This is a genomic window from Nocardia sp. NPDC051832, assembly GCF_040681285.1.
Taxonomy (GTDB): domain Bacteria; phylum Actinomycetota; class Actinomycetes; order Mycobacteriales; family Mycobacteriaceae; genus Nocardia.
The window spans coordinates 938,403-956,269 of the sequence record NZ_JBFAYL010000003.1; the positions used below are offsets into that span (position 1 = coordinate 938,403).

A 17,867-nucleotide genomic window follows, 5' to 3' on the forward strand; every position below is an offset into this window, starting at 1 on the left:
AGATGACCGACTCCGTGCCGGCGCTCGTAGTCGGACTGGGCAACCCCGGTCCCGAATACGAGCGCACCCGGCACAACATCGGCTTTCTGGTCGCCGACGTGCTCGCGGAGCGCGTCGGCGGCCGTTTTGCCGTGCATAAGAAGTCCGGCGCGGACCTGCTGCAGGCGCGCCTGGACGGCCGGCAGGTGCTGATCGCCAAGCCCCGGTCCTTCATGAACGTCTCCGGCCGCCCGGTCGCGGCGCTGGCCAAATTCTTCTCCGTGCCGCCCACCGAGGTGATCGTCGTGCACGACGAACTCGACCTGCCGTTCGGCGCGATCAAGCTCAAGCGCGGCGGCGGTGAGGGCGGGCACAACGGATTGCGTTCCGTCTCCAGTGCTTTGACCACCAAGGACTACCTGCGCACCCGCATCGGCATCGGCCGCCCGCCGGGTCGCCAGGACCCGGCGGACTACGTGCTCAAGCAGTTCGCGACTCCGGAACGCAAGGAAGTCCCGGTGATCGTGGAGCAGGCGGCCGACGCGGTGGAACTGTTGCTGCGCGTGGGTCTGGAGACCGCGCAGAACCAGCTGCACTAGGCGCGGGTGGCGAGGACCAGGGCGAACCGGTCGTCCGGATCGGTCCAGGCCTGAGCTGTCGCGAAACCCGCTGTGCTCAGCTCTTTTTCGAGACCGTTCAAACGGAACTTGGCGGAGATCTCGGTGCGCAGCTCCTCGCCTCGCGTGAACTGCACCGTGAGATCCAGATCGCGTACCGCTACCGTCATGTCCTCGGTTGCCGCCAAACGCATTTCGATCCATTCCTGTTCGGCATCCCAGAGTGCGACATGGGTGAACTTCTCCGGTTCGAAGTTCGCGCCGAGTCGATTGTTCAAGACGTGCAGCACATTCCGGTTGAACTCGGCGGTCACGCCGGCGGCGTCGTCGTAGGCGGGAACCAGGATCGCCGGATCGATGACCAGGCCCGCGCCCAGCAGCAGGTGCTCACCCGGCTCCAGCACGTCATGAATGCCTTGCAGGAATTCGGCGCGCTCGTCCGGGACCAGATTGCCGATGGTGCCGCCGAGGAACGCGATCATCCGCCGGCCGCCGCCGGGCAGATTGTGCAGGGTGTCGGTGAAATCGCTGACCACGCCGTGCACGGCGAGACCCGGGAACTCGGCGGCCACCTCATCCGCCGCGGCGCGCAACGCTGATGTCGAAACATCCTGGGGCACATAGGTCTTCAGTGGGCCCTCGGCGCTGAGCGCGGTGAGCAGCAGCCGGGTCTTGGCGGCCGACCCGGCGCCGAGTTCGACCAGCACCTCGGCCTGCGCGGCCCGGGCGATCTCGCCGACCACCCGTTCCAGCAGCGCCCGCTCGGTGCGGGTCGGGTAGTACTCCGGCAGTTCGGTGATCCGTTCGAACAGCTCGCTGCCCCGGGCATCGTAGAACCACTTGGGCGGCAACGATTTCGGCTCCGAGGTCAGGCCGAGCCGGGCATCGCCGCGCAGCGCCGCGGTGAGGTCGTCGTCGGATAGGTGGATCTCCAGTGTCGGTGCGGTCATAGTGGTACGCCTTTCGGTGATACTCGAAGGTGTTGCCAGGAAAGAAGATTCAGCAGCCGGTTCACGGCGCGCCCGCCGGTGCGCCGGCCCGCGCCAGCGGCTCGACCGAGAGGTGGCCGGGCCGGGCCGTGATCACGCAGCGGTCCGGAATCGGCTGCCAGCGTGGATCGTCGTCGTACGGTTCGGAGGACAGGATCGCGAACTCCTCGGTGACCAGCGCCGACAGCGCGTGATGAACCGTTGTCGCCCACAGCTGTTCGCCGTCGCCGAGCAGAAAGTTCAGCCGCGCGTCCGCCACATGCTGAAGCACCGTGGTAGCCAGCAGCGCCAGCGCCGCCCCGGGCGAGGCCACGAAACCCCCGGGCCCCGCCGAATCCAGCAGGTCACCCAGCAGCACCCACAACGCCGCCGAATCGGTCGCGGACTCCGCCTCCAGCAAATGTGCCGTCTGGAACAACCGCGTCGCCCCCCACTGCGTCGCAGCGGTATCCAAATCCGCTGAAACAGCGGTGACTACCCGCCGCCACTGCGGCACCACCCCGTTATGGCTGAACGCCCACCGCCCACCCACGAACGGCGCACAAGCCGCCCGCTCCACCGGCATCCCCACCGTGGCAGACCGGATGGAAGCCAGCACCGCCCCCGACTTCAACTGCGGCAGTACCTCTTCCACCGCCGGATCAGTCCAGATCGGATCCGAATTCCGGTACCGGCTGACCACCAGCCCCGCCCCGGCCCCGGAATCCGGCACCCCACCCCGCCCAGACGTATCCCCGCGCCCCGCGGTCAGGTCCTGTGCACCGGCTCTGTCATTCGCCGCCGCCTCGACCGCCGCCGTGTCAGCTGCCGCCGAAGACGTCGCCTCGACCACCCGCCACCACGCCACCCCGAACCCATCCGCGTTGATGGTTCCCCCACCCCGCATCTCCCGCGGAGCCCACGCTTGCGTCCGCAGGGAATGCGGCCCCCGAGTGAGCAATTCGCCAACAGCGGTCTCGGACCCCACGTAACCCAAATGCCGACACATCAGCGATCACCCTCCGATCCCGAATCGGCGTTCCGCCATCGCGTTCCGCCAGTCCTGGTCACCGGGTTGTGTCCGCCGTGCTGAGCACCGATTCGTAGTGTGCATCAGAGTTCCTCGGGTCGCAGGTCGCGGGCGAGGCGGAAGCCGGCGAAGATCTGGCGGCGGATGGGGTGGTCCCAGTTGCGGAAGGTGCTGCGGCAGGCGACGGGGTCGGTACCGAAGGAGCCGCCGCGCAGGACGCGGTAGTCGCCGCCGAAGAAGACATCCGAGTACTCCGCGTAGGGGAAGGCCTGGAAGCCGGGGTAGGGGTCGAAACCTGAAGCGGTCCATTCCCAGACGTCGCCGATCAGCTGGTGCACGCCGGACGGGGACGCGCCTTCCGGGTAGGCGCCGACTTCGGCTGGTTCCAGGTGGCGCTGGCCGAGATTGGCTGTGCGGGAGTCGGGTTCGGTGTCGCCCCAGGGGTAGCGGCGGGAGGCGCCGGTGGCGGGGTCGTAGCGGGCCGCCTTCTCCCATTCGGTTTCGGTGGGCAGGCGTTTGCCCGCCCAGTTGGCGTAGGCCTCGGCTTCGAACCAGCAGACGTGCAGGACAGGCTGGTTCGGGTGCAGCGGGGTCGGGACGCCGAATGCACGCCGCCACCATTGCCCGGCGGGGTCACGCTCCCAGAACTGCGGTGCGACCAGCCCGGCTTCCTGGCGGTGCGTCCAGCCGCGGTCGGACCACAGCTCCGGTCGTTCGTAGCCGCCGTCGTCGAGAAAGGCCAGGTACTGCTCGTTGGTTACGGGGACGGCATCGATGGCGAAACCGGGCACATGTCTGCGGTGGGCGGGGCGTTCGTTGTCGAGCGCCCATGGTTCGGTCGAGGTGCCCATGGTGAATTCGCCTGCGGGAATGACTATCTCGCGGCCGACCAAGCCGGACACGACGCCGGTCGGGGCAGGCGGCGCGTTGAGCACGGCGGCCCCGGAGCGCAATTGGTGTGTGGCGAGCATGGTTTCGTCGTGCTGCTGCTCGTGCTGGGCGATCATGCCGAAGGCGAAGCCGCCGTCGACCAGTGCGTCACCGCGTAAAGCGCTGGCTTCCAGGACGTCCCACACTTTCTCGCGCACGGTGCCGACGTAGCCGCGCGCCTGGGTGGGATCGAGCAGCGGTAGCGCGGGCCGGTTGGCGCGCGCGTGCTTGAACGCGTCGTACAGCTCGTCGATATCGGAGCGAACAGCCTCGCGCCCGCCGACATCGCGCACCAGCCACAGCTCTTCCTGGTTGCCGATGTGCGCGAGGTCCCACACCAGGGGACTCATCAGCCGCGAATGCTGTGCCACCAGTTCGTTTTCGTCGAGTACGTCGGTCAGGGCCAGGGAACGCCGACGCGCCCGGGTGAGCACTTCGGCGATCCGGCTACGCAGCTGCTCGGTGCCGTTGTTGTCTGTCGCGGGCAGATGATTGGTCACGAGGGTTCTCCAGAATCGATGCGGCCGCGCTGAACAAGGGAGACTTCGCACCCCTGGGGCGTCCCGGCATGGCGTAGGGACGCACGGCGCGCGTGTGGATGACTGTGGGTAATCCAGAAGTGGGGCTTCACGAATCGGGCCCCATCGCGGCGTCAGCCGTGGCGATTTCGGTGCGGGCGGTGTGGAGATCTCCGGTCGGGGTCTGTCCCCGGCGACATCGGCGCGATGCGTCGCCGAGTTCGGCAGCGGCGGAATCGGTTCCCGCGTGTGCCGCCGCCAAATCGAGCAGATCCGCGGCGATGGTCCGGATCTCGGGATCGGCGAGACCGCGGCGGGCGGCGTCCAGCCAGGCCCCGGCGAGGGGAGCGGCCAGCGCGGTCGCCTCGGCGACCACCGCCGGGGTGGACACGAGCGCGTCGACCGCGTGAATCGGTGTCGCCCAGCCGTCGTCGGGCTGGGCATCCAGGTATCGGATTTCCAGATGCCCGGCGGCGCGCACCGGTGGAAAGAGCGTCGTCAGGTGGTAGTCGAGGTCGGCAGGCCCAGGGCGGCGGCCGACTTCGTCGTCGAGCGCGCCGGAGAGCCAGTCGGCGAAGGTGGCGCCCGGCGGCGCGGCCCAGCTGTCACCGCCGGGCTGGCGGACGCACAGCAGCGGCACATCGAGCGCCCAGCGGCTATACGACCCGATCGGGTCGGACCAGTCCTCGGCGGGTGGACGGGTGCGGGCGTAGTCCAGCCGCAGCCAGGTGCGCATGCGCTGCGAGGCCCAGGCGCCCGCGGGGGCGCCGCGCAGAAAAGGGGAGCACGCGAACGCGGCGAGCAGGGCCGGGCCCAGGACATACAGCGCTTTCCAGCGGGCCGCGACTTCGGCGCGGTCCGCCCCGGCGTCCACGCTGACCTGGGTGGCGGCGGTATTACACATCATCAGCTTGCCGAACGGGCCGATTCCGCCGAAGGACTGCTCCATGGCGTGATAGCGCGGTAGTCGCAGCAACCGTTTGGGTCGGCGATCGGCGTCCGCGGCCAGGGAAACGGTGCGGATGGCCCGGGATTCGAGGAGGTCGCGCAGCAGGCGGGTGTCCGCGCTCAGCTGCTCGCACAACTGTGCGGCGGTGGCGAACGGTGCGCTGGAGAGTTCGATCTGACCGCCGGGTTCGATGGTGACCCGGCTGCCCCCGGGCAATGCGTGTGCCGGTGAATCGGGGGCGACGGACCGCGGTGCGTAGGGTCCGAGGGCGGCTGCCAGTGCAGTCAGCTGCGGGCGGGGGGCGGCGGCGGGGCCGGATGCCGAACACTCACCCTGCACGGTGAGCCACTCGAGTTCGGCACCGATCAGTGTGGGTGGGCCCAGCTTGAAGCAGACACCGCCGACATAGGCTTCCGCCGCGGCGCGCGAGGACAATTCCCCCGACGTGGTGACGCGCCCGGTCGATACCGACTGCGCGAGCGTGACCGCCATCCCAACCTCCACCGTGTTCTAGGTTCGTGTTGCTTGTGCGAGCCCACTCGAGCCGGGCCGACCCAAACCAGCGTAGCGAGGGGGACCGACAAGAAACTGAAGGAAATCTGAACTGACACCCAGATGGCCTAGATTCGAGGCATGACCTTCAGCGGGTTCCCCCTGGCGGGACTGGACTTCTACGAGGATTTGGAAGCCGACAACTCCAAGGCTTTCTGGACCGCGCACAAGCACGTCTACGACGAGTCGGTACGTGCACCGATGGTCGCGCTGACCGCCGAACTGGAGCCGGACTTCGGGACCGCGAAGATCTTCCGCCCGTATCGTGACGTGCGGTTCTCCAAAGACAAGGCGCCGTACAAGGACCATCAGGGCGCGGTCGTGAGCCCGGCGCCCGGGGTCGGCTGGTACGTGCAGATCGGCGCGGCCGGGCTGTTCGTCGCGGGCGGGTTCTACACCGGCACGCCGGACCAGATCGCACGACTGCGCGCCACCATCGACGACGAAGTGCGCGGCGCGGAACTGGAGGCGATCCTGGCTGAGCTGATCAAGGCCGGTTTCGCCCTCGGCGGGGAGAAGCTGAAGACCAAGCCCAAGGGCTTCGAGGCCGACCACCCGCGCATCGACCTGCTCCGGCACAAGGCGATCAGCTGCAGCAAGGAGTACGGCGCGCCCAGCTGGCTGGACACGCCGCGCGCGGGCAAGGAGATCCGCAAATCCTGGGAGACGTTGCGGCCCCTGGTCGAATGGCTCAACGCCGTAGTCGGCTAGTGCAGATGCATCGCGGTGGCCGCGCGCCGCAGTTTGCCGGAGGACGTCTTCGGTAGCGCGCCCGGCCCGAGAACCGCGACGGTGCGCGGGCGCACGCCGACCTCCGAGACCACCTCGTGCACGATCTCGCGTTCCATCCGCTTGACCTCGTCGGCGTTCTGATAATCGTTGGATTCGACTACCACGGCGAAACTCTCGCGCTTCTGACCGGCGTCCAACCGCACCGCGACCGCGTTGCCCGGACGCACGCCGAGCACCCGCATGGCGGCGCGCTCGATGTCGGTCGGGTAGATGTTGCGCCCGCCCATGATGATGACGTCCTTGATCCGGCCGCACACCACCATCAGGCCCTCCTCGGTGAAGTAGCCGATGTCACCGGTGTCGAGCCAGCCGTCGGAATCCTGGGCCGGACGGAAGCCCGTCACCGTCACATAGCCGGAAGTGACTGCCGGACCACGCAATTCGATGACGCCGACCGAGCGGGTCGGTAGCGGCTGCCGTTCGGAGTCGACGATGCGGCCCTCGAGTCCGTCGACCAGATACCCGAGGGTCGGAAGCCTGCGGACATTGCCGTGGTGCGCGTGCTCGTCGGGGATCGGCACCGCCTTGCCGAGCGCTTCGAGCAGATCCGCGTCGATCAGGTCGAGCACCTGTCCCTTTCCCGGATCGGGAATCGACACGGCCAGCGTGGTTTCCGCCATCCCGTAGACCGGGGTGAGCGCCATCGGGTTCAGGCCGAAGGGCTTGCCCGAGGCGGCGAGCGCGTCCATGGTGTCGGGATCCACCGGCTCCGCGCCGTTCCACATGTACCGGACACAGCTCAGATCCAGCGAGCCGGGCTCGGCCTGCTTCAGCCGCCTGGCCAGCAGCGAGTAGGCGAAATTCGGCGCCGCCGTGACGGTGCCGCGGTACTTGTGCACCAGTTCGGCCCACAGCAGCGGCCGCATCAGGAAGTCGATCGGCGTCACGCACACCACTTCGGCGCCGAACTGCATGGGCACACTCAGGAATCCGACCATGCCCATGTCGTGGAACAGCGGCAGCCAGCTGACCATCACGTCCTGATCGAGCTGGTACTTGACCCGGTTGAACATGTCGTAGGCGTTGACGAAGAAGTTGCCGTGCGTGATCTGCACGGCCTTGGGCGCTCCGGTCGACCCGGACGTCAACTGCTGCAGGGCGATATCGGCTTCGCCGGTGGGCAGCGGGTCGGTGTCCGGCCCGTCGGGGAGCTGATCGATGCGGACCACCGCGATGCCGTGTTCCCGCAGAATCGATTCGGCGGCCTCGAACGGCGCGCCGAGCACTACGGCCCGCGCCTCGATCATCTGCAGCACGGTTTCGGTGTCCCGGGCCCACACCACCAGATCGGTGCGCGGGGTCGGCTGGTGCAGCATGGTGATCGAGGCGCCGCGCATCCAGATGGCCTGACAGGCCGGGGCGATATCGACCGGCATGCCCGCGAGCACGCCGACCGCGTCGCCGTGCCCGATCCCGGCCTCGGCCAGCCCGCCGGCCATGCGCCGGGCCAGCCGGTGGATCTCACCCCAGGTCTGGCGTTTCGGCGCGCTCGGCTCGCCGGTCACCAGTCCGCGCTGGGAAGACTGTGCGGTCGCGTACATCTCGTCGGTGAACCTGCTCAACGTCCGACTCCCTCATCGCCGTGCCGGGCTGCTGCTCCACTCCACTATCCCGCGCGATCGGAGCGGCGTTAACCCGTTTCGCCGCACCGAGTCAGCGCGGGGCGAAGTGAGCGGCGTAGCGGTCGACATAGGGGCGGCCGGAGCGGGCGGCGAGTTCGCGCATCAGTTCGTCTGTCGCGGTGCGCGGCGTGGTCTGCTGGTCGGCGGCGAAGTAGTAGCGGGGCGCGCCGATGCTGATGCGAATCTTGGCGGGCCGCAAGATCTTGCTGCCGCGCGGGTTCATCCGGTCGGTGCCGGACAGCACTACCGGGACCACCGGCGCGCCGGTGGCCATGGCGACGCGCAAGGTGCCGGTGCGGCCCCGATAGATCCGGCCGTCCGGGGAGCGAGTGCCTTCCGGGTGGATGGCCCAGATGCCGCCGGAATTCAGGATTTTGGTGGCGGCGGCCAGGGCATCGGCCGCCGCGGTGCCGCCGGTGCGGTCGACCGGAACCTGGCCGGCGACGGTGTAGAACCAGCGCTGGAACCGCCCTTTGAGCCCGGTGCCGGTGAAGTACTCCTGCTTGGCCAGGAAGGTGACGCGGCGCGGCAGGATCAACGCCAGATACAGCGAATCGATCACCGCGAGGTGGTTGGCCGCGATGATCACCGGGCCGTCCGCCGGAACATGGTGCAGGCCTTCCACCTTCGGCCGGCCCAGCAGCCGCAGCAGCGGCCCGAGCAGGACGTGTTTGAACAGCCAGTACCACATGGATCTTCCTCCCGAACAAGTCTGTAGACACTGTCTACAGGAAAGCGGTAGACACTGTCTACACTTACCGCCATGGCCGAGACCGAAACTCTGCGTGCGCGACTGATCGGCGTCGGCGTCGAACTGCTGGAAGAAGTGGGCGCGGGCCGGCTCGGCCTGCGCGCCATCACGCGCGCCGCGGGCGTCTCGCACGGCGCACCCCGCCGCCACTTCCCCACCCACCAGGCGCTGCTCGGGGCGATCGCCGCCCGCGGCTTCGCCGACCTCATCGACCAGTTCGCCGGGATCGACCCCGCCGGTACCGCCCGGGACCGCCTGCGCGCCATGGCCATCGACTACGTCGACTTCGCTTCGGCCCGGCCGGAAATGTTCACGCTGATGTTCCGGCACGATCTGCTCGAAGGCTCCGGCGAGAACCTCCGCGCCACCACCATGCCGATCTTCGACCAGTTCACGACATTGGTCGCCGAGGTCACCGGCGCGCCCGACCCCGGCGCGCGGGCCCTGGCGCTCTGGACGAACCTGCACGGTATCGCCACGCTCCAGGCCAACCGCAGCCTCGCGTTGATCGCGCCGACCGCCGACCCCGGCGCACTCCTCGCTCAGGTCCTCGAACTGCACCTCGCCTGAGCTCCGCGGGAGAAAGCGGCGACGCTCAGCGGCGGGGCGGCAGCGGGATTCGGGTGAGGTCCTGCGCGACGACTATCTCGCCGGAGAAATGCTTCTCGGCTTCGGCCAGGTGCGGTTCGAGTGATTGGTAGCGCTGGGAGAAGTGCGTCAGCACCAGTTTGCGGGCGCCGGCTTCGGCCGCGACGCGGGCGGCTTGGGCGGCGGTGAGGTGACCGTACTCCTCCGCGAGACGGGCATCGGCATCCAGGAAGGTGGCCTCGATGACGAGCAGATCAACCCCCGCGGCCAGTTCGTAGACGCCGTCGCACAAGCGGGTGTCCATGACGAAGGCGAAACTCTGGCCGGGGCGCGGGGTGCTGACCTCGTCCAGAGTGACGGTCCGGCCGTTGATCTCGAGGGCGCCGTCCTGCTGGAGCCGGCCGACCGCGGGTCCGCGCACGCCCAACGCACGCAGGCGTTCCGGAAGAATCCGCCGGCTGCTGGGTTCGCTGAGCCGGTACCCGAAGGTGTCGACCGGATGGGAGAGCCGCGCCGCCGTCATGGCGAACGGCGCGTCCGGCGCGTCGAGTGGCCCGGCGGCGGCGATCGGGTGCGGAGTCAGTTCCACATTCCGGCGGAAAGCCGTGGCATTGCACAGCCTTTCGAAGTACATCTCGCCCGATGCCGGATAGTAGGCGTGCACCGGGTGCGGCACCTTGTCCAGGTTGATGCGCTGCACGATGCCGGGCAGGCCCAGGCTGTGGTCGCCGTGGAAGTGGGTGATGGCGATGCGGGTGATGTCGGTGACGGAGACCCCGGCGTAGGACATCTGCCGCTGGGTGCCCTCGCCCGGATCGAAAAGCACACCTTCCGAGCCCCAGCGCAGCAGGTAGCCGTTGTGATTGCGGACCTTGGTGGGGACCTGGCTGGCGGTGCCGAGGACGATGAGTTCGCGCTGTGACATCGGGCCCTACAGCTCGGCGACGGCCGCGACGAAGCGGTCGAGTTCGTCGAAGCTCACGAAGCAGTGCGGCGAGGCGCGCACCACCGCGGACAGCCCGCGGGCGGTCATGTCCAGCAGGGTGGAGCTCGCGTGGCTGACCGTGACGGTGATGTCCTGCGCGGCCAGGCGATCACGCACGTCGACGGGAGCGACGCCGTCGACGGTGAACGAGACGATGCCGCTGTGCCGCAAGCCGAGGTCGCGGACCGTGACGCCGGGGATCTCGGGCAGCGTCTTGCGCAGAAGTTCGGCCCGGGCGGCCACGGCGGCGAACACCTCGTCAGGGCCGAGGTCGAGCAGGTAGCGGACGGCGGCGCCCAGGCCGAGGCGCCCGGCTACATCGCATTCCCAGAATTCGAATCGGCTTGCGTCCGGTGCCAGTTGGTAGCTGTCGGCGGCGGTCCACTGTGCGCCGTGCAGGTCGAGCCGCTGCGGTTCGAGGGTGGCGGCCAATTCCGGGCGAACGTACAAAAATCCGGTGCCGCGCGGGCCGCGCAGCCATTTGCGACCGGTGACCGAGAGCGCGTCGACGTCGAGTTCCTGGACGTCCAGGGCGATCTGACCGGCGGACTGGCAGGCGTCGAGCAGCACCAGCGCGCCGGCCGAATGTGCGATCCGGGCGGCTTCGGCGGCCGGGTTGACCAGGCCGCCGTTCGTCGGGACATGCAGGACCGAGACGAGTTTCACGCGCTCGTCCACCATCCGGGACAGGGCGTCCAGATCGAGCTGCCCACTGGGGTCGGTGGGGATCTGCTCGACCTGGGCGCCGGTGGCGCGCGCGCGTTGCAGTGCGGCGATGCCGTTGGAGGCATAGTCGGAGCCGGAGATCAGGATTCGGTCGCCGGGGCCCAGCGGCACCGAGTAGAAGAAGTCGGCCCAGGCCCGGGTGGCGCTGTCGCTCAGCGCGATACCGCTCGGGTCGGCGTTGAGCAGTGCGCCGATATCGGTTTTCACCGCGGTCAGATCGTCGAGGCGCTCGTTCGCGGCGCGGTAACCACCCACCTCGGCTTCGCGCCGTAGATGTCCGATGACGGTATCGAGCACGACTTGCGGCGGCAGCGAAGAACCGGCGCTGTCCAGGAAAACCAGCCCTGAATCGGACCTGCACCCAGGTGTATCGGCCCGCACGCGACTCTCGTCCAGCATCGACTTCCTCCACAAGCGTTCAACGACTCCGCAAGCTCTGCGGCGTCCAGAATATTCACTGCGGTGTGGAAATCCGATCGCTTGGTCGCTACCTGATCCAGGAGTGGTGTGTCAGTAAGTGTCGCGGTCGTTGTAGTAGTCGTTGTCGATCACGCCGCCCCAGATGAAGAAGGCGAAGATCAAGCCCAGGACCAGGCACACCGCGGAGGCGATGGCGGCCCACTTGCCCAGCGACTCGCCCTTGTTACGACCGACCAGGCCCAGGACGATGCCCGCGGGCCCGAACAGGATCGGGCAGAAGAACAGCGCGAGCGCGGCGCAGACGAAGCCGATGATCGAGAACAGCTGCGTGCCGGACCGCTGCTGCGGCGCGCCGTACGCGCCCTGCGGGTACTGGCCGGCCTGGTACGGGTACGGCTGACCCGGCTGCGGCGGCTGGCCGGGTTGCCCCGGATACTGCGGGTAACCACCGGTTTGCGACCCGGGCGGGTAGGGCTGACCTCCCGGATACGGTTGACCCTGCTGATACGGCTGACCCGGGTAGGGCTGATTGGGCTGGCTCTGTTGCCAGGGCTGTTCCGGGTAGGGCTGATTGGGCCGGCTCTGCTGCCAGGGCTGCTCCGGGTACGGGGGATACCCCCCGGCCTGCGGCGCCGAACCGGGCGTCTGCGGGTAACTCTCGCCGGTGTAGGCCGGCTGACTCGGCGTCGAACTCGGCGACCCGGACTCGCCGGAGGTGGGTTCCGACGACCACTGCTGTGCCGAGGCGGGTGTCGCCCACTCCGTCCCGGCCGGGAGGATCGTCGTCTCCTCGGCTGGATTCGGCTTCGATAGGGAAGGGGCGGGTTCGGATTCCTGCCCCGACTGCGGGGCGCTGCCCGTCATCGGTTTCTGCGACTCGTCCGGGTTCTGCGGGTTGGTCATAGCGCTCTCCTCGTGAAAGGTGTCAGCTGCCGAGTACCACTTCAGAACAAAGTCACTATGCGCAATCGCTACCGGTTCGAATCTTTACAGATCCGCGTCGTCGATGATGTCCACCGCCGCCACCTCGGCGGGTCGTTCGTCTTCGCGCCGGGCCGCCGCGGCCCGGTCGCCCCGGTGCCACTCCTGCTCGAGTTCTTCGCCGATGCCGAGCCTGCCGTCGGCCTCGTTCTCACGGTCGCGGATCCGCAGATGCGCGGGCGGATCCTCGATATTGCGCTGATACGCGCGGATCTCATCCGCCTGGTCGTCGTCACCCATGTCTTGATCGAGCCGTTCGCTGTTCATGCGCGCGTCCTTCTCTGGGGATCAGTACACGTCACGAGCCTAGTCGCGCCGGACGACGGTGACGAGGACGACGCGTCCGCTCAGTACGTCGTCGAGGACTCGAGTCCGTTGATGAAGGCGAAACCCAGGACCAGCAGGATCACGCCCAGGACGATGGTGACACCGTTGAGGATGGCCGCCCATTTGCCCAGCTCCTCGCCCTTCACGTGACCGACGATGCCGAGAACGACGCCCAGCGGCGCGGAGATCAGCGAGGGGACACCGCAGAAGGCGAGCCCGAGGAAGGTGCAGGCCACGCAGGCGAAGCTGATGATCGACCAGATCGGCGTCTGGGAGGGCTGCTGGTACGGCGGCGGGTAGGGCACGCCGTAGGGCTGCTGCGGGTAACCCGGCTGCTGGTACTGCTGGCCCTGGGCGGGGTACGAGGGCGGCGGGGCCGGCGGCGGAAAGCCCGGGTACGACGTCGGATTCACCGGTTGCGCGACGGGCGGGGTGTACGCGCCAGGGGCCGGCTGCTCGGGCTGCCAGACCTGGGTGGGGTCGGCCTGGCTCGGCTGCCACACCTGGGTCGGGTCCGCCTGGGGCGCATCCTGTGGCTGCTGCGACTTCCACAGATCGATGGGCTGCTGCGGATCCTGCGGTGTGCTCATGTGAGTTCCCCTCCCGGAATGAATCGCCCACCATACTCACACGTCGGCACCGGGCGGGCAAACAGCAAACGGCCCGGACATCGAGTCCGGGCCGTTGCCGAGTTGGATCAGGCGTTGCCGTTGAAAAGCCCCGTCACCGAGCCGTTTTCGAAGACCTCGCGGATGGTGCGCGCCAGCAGCGGCGCGATGGACAGCACCGTGAGCTGCGGGAACTTCTTGTCCTCGGTGATCGGCAGGGTGTTGGTGACCACGACTTCCTTGGCGCCGCAGCTCGACAGCCGCTCGGCCGCCGGCGCGCTGAGCACACCGTGGGTGGCGGCGATGACGACGTCGAGCGCACCCGCCTCCTTGAGCACCTTGACCGCGCCGGCGATGGTGCCGCCGGTGTCGATCATGTCGTCGATCAGGATGCAGGTGCGGCCTTCGACCTCACCGACCACGCGGTTGGCCACGACCTGGTTGGGCACCAGCGGGTCGCGGGTCTTGTGGATGAACGCCATCGGAGCGTCGGCGAGATTGTTGGCCCACTTCTCGGCGACCTTGACGCGGCCCGCGTCGGGGGAGACGACGGTGACGTTCTCCAGCGGGTAGTTGTTGCGGACGTAATCCACCAGCTGGATCTGCGCGTGCATGTGATCGACGGGGCCGTCGAAGAAGCCCTGGATCTGGTCGGTGTGCAGGTCGACGGTGATGATGCGGTCCGCGCCCGCGGTCTTGAGCAGGTCGGCGACCAGGCGCGCGGAGATGGGCTCGCGGCCGCGGTGCTTCTTGTCCTGGCGGGCGTAGGGGTAGAACGGCAGCACCGCGGTGATGCGCTTGGCCGAGCCGCGCTTGAGCGCGTCGATCATGATCAGCTGTTCCATCAGCCACTGGTTCAGCGGGGCCGGGAAGCTCTGCAGCACAAAGGCATCCGAGCCGCGCACGGATTCCTCGAAGCGGACGAAGATCTCGCCGTTGGCGAAATCGCGGGCGGTCTGCGGGGTGACGTGGACGTCGAGTTCCTTGGCGACCTGCTCGGCCAGCTCAGGATGAGCGCGTCCCGAGAAGAGCATCAGGTTCTTCTGGTTGTCGATCCATGACGCGGTCACTGCTGGTTGCCATCCTTTTGCTCATTGCCCGACTCGTCATCTTTATCGGCGGACCCATTCGCCGCCTCCGCCGCACGTGCCGCGGCCGTCCCGGGACGGTGACGCTGCACCCAGCCCTCGATATTCTTCTGCGCGCCTCCGGAGACCGCCAGAGCCCCTGGGGGAACGCTTCTGCGCAGTACAGTACCTGCCCCGGTATAGGCGCCGTCACCCACCGTCACCGGCGCGATGAACATGGTGTCGCTGCCCGTACGTACGTGCGAACCGACCACCGTGTGATGTTTCCGCACCCCGTCGTAGTTGACGAACACGCTCGAAGCGCCGATGTTGCTGTACTCGCCGATGGTGGCGTCGCCGACATAGGTCAGGTGCGGCACCTTGGAGTGGGCGCCGATGGTGGCGTTCTTGGTCTCGACGAAGGCGCCGAGCTTGCCGGAATCGCCGACCACGGTGCCCGGACGTAGATAACTGAACGGCCCGATGCTGGCGCCGGGCCCGATCGCGGCCTGTTCGCCGTGTGTCCGAATCACTTTCGCGCCGTCCCCGACCATGACGTCGGTCAGCGTGGAATCCGGTCCGACCTCGGCGTCCTCGCCGATCACGGTGCTGCCGAGCAACTGCACACCCGGCTTGAGCACCGCGTCGCGGCCGATCCGCACCGCCGCGTCCACCCAGGTGGAGGCCGGATCCATGATGGTGACCCCGGCGCGCATGTGGCGTTCCAGGATGTAGCGGTTCAGGGTGCGCGCGGCCGCGGACAGCTGCACCCGATCGTTGACGCCGGTGACCTTGGCCGCGTCGACCAGGCGGGCGCCGTGCACCGGATGACCGGCCTCGCGGGCCAGCTTCAGGACATCGGTGAGGTAGAGCTCGTGCTGCGCGTTGGCGGTGGACAACCGGCCCACCATGGTGCGCAGCACGCCCGCGTCGAAGACGTAGACGCCCGAGTTGACCTCGGTGATCGCCGCCTGCTCGGGGGTGGCGTCGGCGTGCTCGACGATCTCGCTGACATGCCCCTCGGCGTCCCGGACGATGCGGCCGTAGCCGTTCGGGTCGTCCGGGACGAAGGTCAGCACGGTGACCGCGGAACGTTCGGGGTAGCTGCGGTGCTCGTCGAGCAGCGCGGACAGGGTGTGCCCGTCCAGCAGCGGCACGTCGGCCGAGGTGACCAGCAGGTCACCGTCGAAGCCGGCGGGCAGCGCCGTGAGCGCGCATTGCACCGCGTGACCGGTGCCCAGTTGTTGTTCCTGCAAGGCCGGAATGATCTCGCGGCCCATGACGCCGGCCTCCGCCGCTACCGCGGCGCCGACCTGTTCGCGGTCGTGGCCCACCACGGTGATGAGGAAGGCGGGGTCGATCTCGTTCGCCGCATGCAGCGCGTGCGCGAGCATGCTCCGACCGGCCAGCGAATGCAGCACTTTAGGGGTCTTAGACCGCATTCGCGTCCCGGCTCCGGCTGCGAGAACGACGACGGCGGTCTGCTGTGGCATGAATCTCCCTCGGCTGCCTGTCATCGTGCATGGCGGCGATAGGCCATCGTGCCGCCGATGTGCTCCGCCGCCAGGACTCGAACCTGAACTATCTGAACCAAAATCAGAGGTGCTGCCATTACACTACGGCGGATTGCCACACCGGCGGATCAACACAGAACCCACCGCTGTGCCAGCGGCACGGGAAAGATCCTCGCATACTAGTCGGCCTCCTCGCGAATCTTGCGGGGGCTCGGGTGGGGCGTGTGGCGAACCTGTCTGGCACAGTTGTGCCCAGTAGTGCTGGTCGTAGCCGAGGAGGCACGAGGTGACTTCGCGTGAGCCGCAGCGGGTAGCGCGTCCGCGGATGACGGGGACCCAGAGACGGCAGCAGTTGATCGAGATCGGTCGCGCGCTGTTCGCCGAGCGCGGGTACGAGGCGACCTCGATCGAGGAGATCGCACAGCGCGCCCAGGTCTCGAAACCCGTTGTGTACGAACATTTCGGCGGCAAAGAGGGCCTCTACGCGGTGGTCGTCGACCGCGAGATGTCGATGCTGCTGGACATGATCACGTCCTCGCTCACCCATCATCGGTCCCGGGTGCGGCTGGAACGGGTCGCGCTGGCGCTGCTGACCTACATCGAGGAGCGCACCGACGGATTTCGAATCCTGGTGCGCGACCAGCCCGTAGCCACCGACGACGGCCGGTACTCCAGCCTGCTCAACGAGGCGGTGAACCAGGTTTCGCACATCCTCGCGGGCGATTTCGAGCGCCGCGAGTTCGACACCACCCTGGCCACGCTGTACGCGCAGGCGCTGGTCGGCATGGTGTCCACGGCCGCGACCTGGTGGCTGGATGTGCGCGAGCCGCCGAAAGAGGTTGTGGCAGCGCATTTGGTGAACCTGTGCTGGAACGGATTGAGCCACTTGGAGGCCAAGCCGCGGCTCAGTTCACAGGGGACCACCGGGGTCTACTGGGCCCAGCGCGAGGGCGATTGAACCGCGGTGTTCCGCCCCGGCGCCGATTCCCCTAAGGTAACTAGCGAATTGCGCTGCGCCCCCAGTGGAATGCTCGAATTCGTTGTCGCACGCCCACCTGGTGGTACGGTTCACCCATCCTCTGGGTGCTGTTCGAGCGGTATGTCGGTCTAATTCGGGATGTCGGTCTACTTCAGGATGGCTGGTTTTAGGGATGACAGGCGGATCTGATGGCTAGGCAAGCGCGCGCGGAGATCACCCGCGACTCCGTCCTTGCGGGCGCTGCCGATGTCTTTCTGCGCTTGGGCTACGCCAACGCGAGCCTCAGCGAGATCATCGCGCAGTCCAATGTGACCAAGGGCGCCTTGTACTTTCACTTCGGCTCGAAGGAAGAGCTAGCGCGCGCCGTGGTGGATCAGGGCAACGAGCGACTGGTCAGCTCGTGCCAGGGTTTCTTCGATCCCCGGGTGCCGGCGCTGGAAGCGTGCATCGGCATCACCTATGTGGTCGCGGACCTATCGATGAACGATCCGATGGTCGGCGCCATGCTCAAGCTGACCCACCAGATCGGTGACTACCGCGGCGCCCAGGGCGACAATATCGCCAAGACCTGGGGCGATACCTACCGCTTGCTCTCCGAGCGGGCCATCGCCCAGGGCGATCTGGATCCGGAACTGGATCCGGAGGTGGTCGGCCTGCTGCTGCAGGAGGTCACCGCGGGCGTGCACATCGTCGCGGTCGGCACCGAGTCCATCGATCAGATGGCGACGCGCATGGAGCGGGCCTGGTATTTCCTGCTGCCCAGCATCGTTCCGAGCGAAAAGCTCTCGTACTTCAGGGAATTCGCGGCACGCAGGTTGCGCCGATACGTCCCCTGAAACCGCCTGCCAGTCGGCTTTGCGGTACGCCAGGGTGAACGCCGAGCGCAGCGAGGCAAGCCCGAAGCAGTGCGGCACCGGGGAAGCGAAGCGCCCCCGGTGCCCCTCCGGAACCTGGTCGCCAGGAA

General features: G+C 67.9%; 18 protein-coding genes and 1 tRNA gene. 5 read left to right on the plus strand and 14 right to left on the minus strand.

The features are described 5' to 3' along the window. The first annotated feature begins 2 nt into the window (after window positions 1-2). On the plus strand, window positions 3-578 hold the full coding sequence (pth, locus tag AB0M14_RS22000) for an aminoacyl-tRNA hydrolase (protein WP_364997749.1): 576 nt from the start codon (window positions 3-5) through the stop codon (window positions 576-578). On the opposite strand, the gene egtD is transcribed toward pth, so the two are convergent. The 4 genes from egtD to egtA all read right to left on the minus strand — a co-directional run bounded on the left by egtD (window position 575) and on the right by egtA (window position 5,483). Then, complete coding sequence (egtD, locus tag AB0M14_RS22005; protein WP_364997751.1) at window positions 575-1,546, minus strand: L-histidine N(alpha)-methyltransferase; 972 nt, start codon at window positions 1,544-1,546, stop codon at window positions 575-577. The genes pth and egtD overlap by 4 nt on opposite strands. 61 nt (window positions 1,547-1,607) lie before the next feature. Then, a complete protein-coding gene (locus AB0M14_RS22010) occupies window positions 1,608-2,573 on the minus strand; it encodes an ergothioneine biosynthesis protein EgtC (protein ID WP_364997753.1) in 966 nt (321 codons plus the stop codon). Window positions 2,574-2,677: 104 nt separating this feature from the next. Continuing rightward, window positions 2,678-4,024 (minus strand): ergothioneine biosynthesis protein EgtB, encoded by a 1,347-nt coding sequence (gene egtB, locus AB0M14_RS22015; protein ID WP_364997755.1) that lies wholly within the window; start codon window positions 4,022-4,024, stop codon window positions 2,678-2,680. Window positions 4,025-4,151: 127 nt separating this feature from the next. Then, the gene (gene egtA, locus AB0M14_RS22020) at window positions 4,152-5,483 is read right to left on the minus strand and encodes an ergothioneine biosynthesis glutamate--cysteine ligase EgtA (RefSeq protein ID WP_364997756.1); all 1,332 of its coding nucleotides are present in this window, start codon (window positions 5,481-5,483) and stop codon (window positions 4,152-4,154) included. Window positions 5,484-5,624: 141 nt separating this feature from the next. Between egtA and AB0M14_RS22025 the strand changes: the two genes are divergently transcribed. Continuing rightward, complete coding sequence (locus AB0M14_RS22025; protein WP_364997758.1) at window positions 5,625-6,254, plus strand: DUF2461 domain-containing protein; 630 nt, start codon at window positions 5,625-5,627, stop codon at window positions 6,252-6,254. On the opposite strand, the gene AB0M14_RS22030 is transcribed toward AB0M14_RS22025, so the two are convergent. Together AB0M14_RS22030 and AB0M14_RS22035 are read right to left on the minus strand one after the other, a co-directional pair. Beyond that, window positions 6,251-7,897, minus strand: a complete 1,647-nt coding sequence (locus AB0M14_RS22030; RefSeq protein WP_364997760.1) for a fatty acyl-AMP ligase — start codon at window positions 7,895-7,897, stop codon at window positions 6,251-6,253. The two genes, AB0M14_RS22025 and AB0M14_RS22030, sit on opposite strands and share 4 nt — an antisense overlap. Window positions 7,898-7,988: 91 nt before the next feature. Continuing rightward, the gene (locus AB0M14_RS22035; RefSeq protein WP_364997762.1) at window positions 7,989-8,648 is read right to left on the minus strand and encodes a lysophospholipid acyltransferase family protein; all 660 of its coding nucleotides are present in this window, start codon (window positions 8,646-8,648) and stop codon (window positions 7,989-7,991) included. Between the two features lie 72 nt (window positions 8,649-8,720). Here AB0M14_RS22035 and AB0M14_RS22040 point away from each other — a divergent pair, with 72 nt between their 5' ends. Next, window positions 8,721-9,278, plus strand: coding sequence for a TetR/AcrR family transcriptional regulator (locus AB0M14_RS22040; protein WP_364997764.1), 558 nt, complete (start codon window positions 8,721-8,723; stop codon window positions 9,276-9,278). Between the two features lie 25 nt (window positions 9,279-9,303). Here AB0M14_RS22040 and AB0M14_RS22045 read toward each other — a convergent pair whose 3' ends face one another. From AB0M14_RS22045 to AB0M14_RS22080, 8 genes are all read right to left on the minus strand, one after another. Beyond that, entirely contained in the window at window positions 9,304-10,221 is a 918-nt protein-coding gene (locus tag AB0M14_RS22045; RefSeq protein ID WP_364997766.1) for a ribonuclease Z, read from the minus strand. A gap of 6 nt (window positions 10,222-10,227) precedes the next feature. Next, window positions 10,228-11,406 (minus strand): aminotransferase class V-fold PLP-dependent enzyme, encoded by a 1,179-nt coding sequence (locus tag AB0M14_RS22050; protein WP_364997768.1) that lies wholly within the window; start codon window positions 11,404-11,406, stop codon window positions 10,228-10,230. A gap of 111 nt (window positions 11,407-11,517) precedes the next feature. Further along, window positions 11,518-12,330 carry a hypothetical protein gene (locus AB0M14_RS22055; RefSeq protein WP_364997770.1) on the minus strand — a complete coding sequence of 271 codons (813 nt, stop codon included), beginning with the start codon at window positions 12,328-12,330 and terminating at the stop codon, window positions 11,518-11,520. Window positions 12,331-12,414: 84 nt separating this feature from the next. Further along, window positions 12,415-12,675, minus strand: coding sequence for a hypothetical protein (locus tag AB0M14_RS22060; RefSeq protein ID WP_364997772.1), 261 nt, complete (start codon window positions 12,673-12,675; stop codon window positions 12,415-12,417). An 80-nt stretch (window positions 12,676-12,755) separates the two neighbouring features. Beyond that, entirely contained in the window at window positions 12,756-13,325 is a 570-nt protein-coding gene (locus AB0M14_RS22065) for a hypothetical protein (RefSeq protein WP_364997774.1), read from the minus strand. A 107-nt stretch (window positions 13,326-13,432) separates the two neighbouring features. After that, complete coding sequence (locus AB0M14_RS22070) at window positions 13,433-14,413, minus strand: ribose-phosphate diphosphokinase (RefSeq protein ID WP_364997776.1); 981 nt, start codon at window positions 14,411-14,413, stop codon at window positions 13,433-13,435. Further along, window positions 14,410-15,903 carry a bifunctional UDP-N-acetylglucosamine diphosphorylase/glucosamine-1-phosphate N-acetyltransferase GlmU gene (gene glmU / locus AB0M14_RS22075; RefSeq protein ID WP_364997778.1) on the minus strand — a complete coding sequence of 498 codons (1,494 nt, stop codon included), beginning with the start codon at window positions 15,901-15,903 and terminating at the stop codon, window positions 14,410-14,412. Before glmU ends, AB0M14_RS22070 begins: the two co-directional genes overlap by 4 nt. Window positions 15,904-15,965: 62 nt before the next feature. Further along, window positions 15,966-16,036 (minus strand) — tRNA-Gln (locus AB0M14_RS22080). A 213-nt stretch (window positions 16,037-16,249) separates the two neighbouring features. Between AB0M14_RS22080 and AB0M14_RS22085 the strand changes: the two genes are divergently transcribed. After that, on the plus strand, window positions 16,250-16,882 hold the full coding sequence (locus tag AB0M14_RS22085) for a TetR/AcrR family transcriptional regulator (RefSeq protein ID WP_364999004.1): 633 nt from the start codon (window positions 16,250-16,252) through the stop codon (window positions 16,880-16,882). A 209-nt stretch (window positions 16,883-17,091) separates the two neighbouring features. Continuing rightward, window positions 17,092-17,739, plus strand: coding sequence for a TetR/AcrR family transcriptional regulator (locus AB0M14_RS22090; RefSeq protein ID WP_364997780.1), 648 nt, complete (start codon window positions 17,092-17,094; stop codon window positions 17,737-17,739). Window positions 17,740-17,867: the final 128 nt, after the last annotated feature.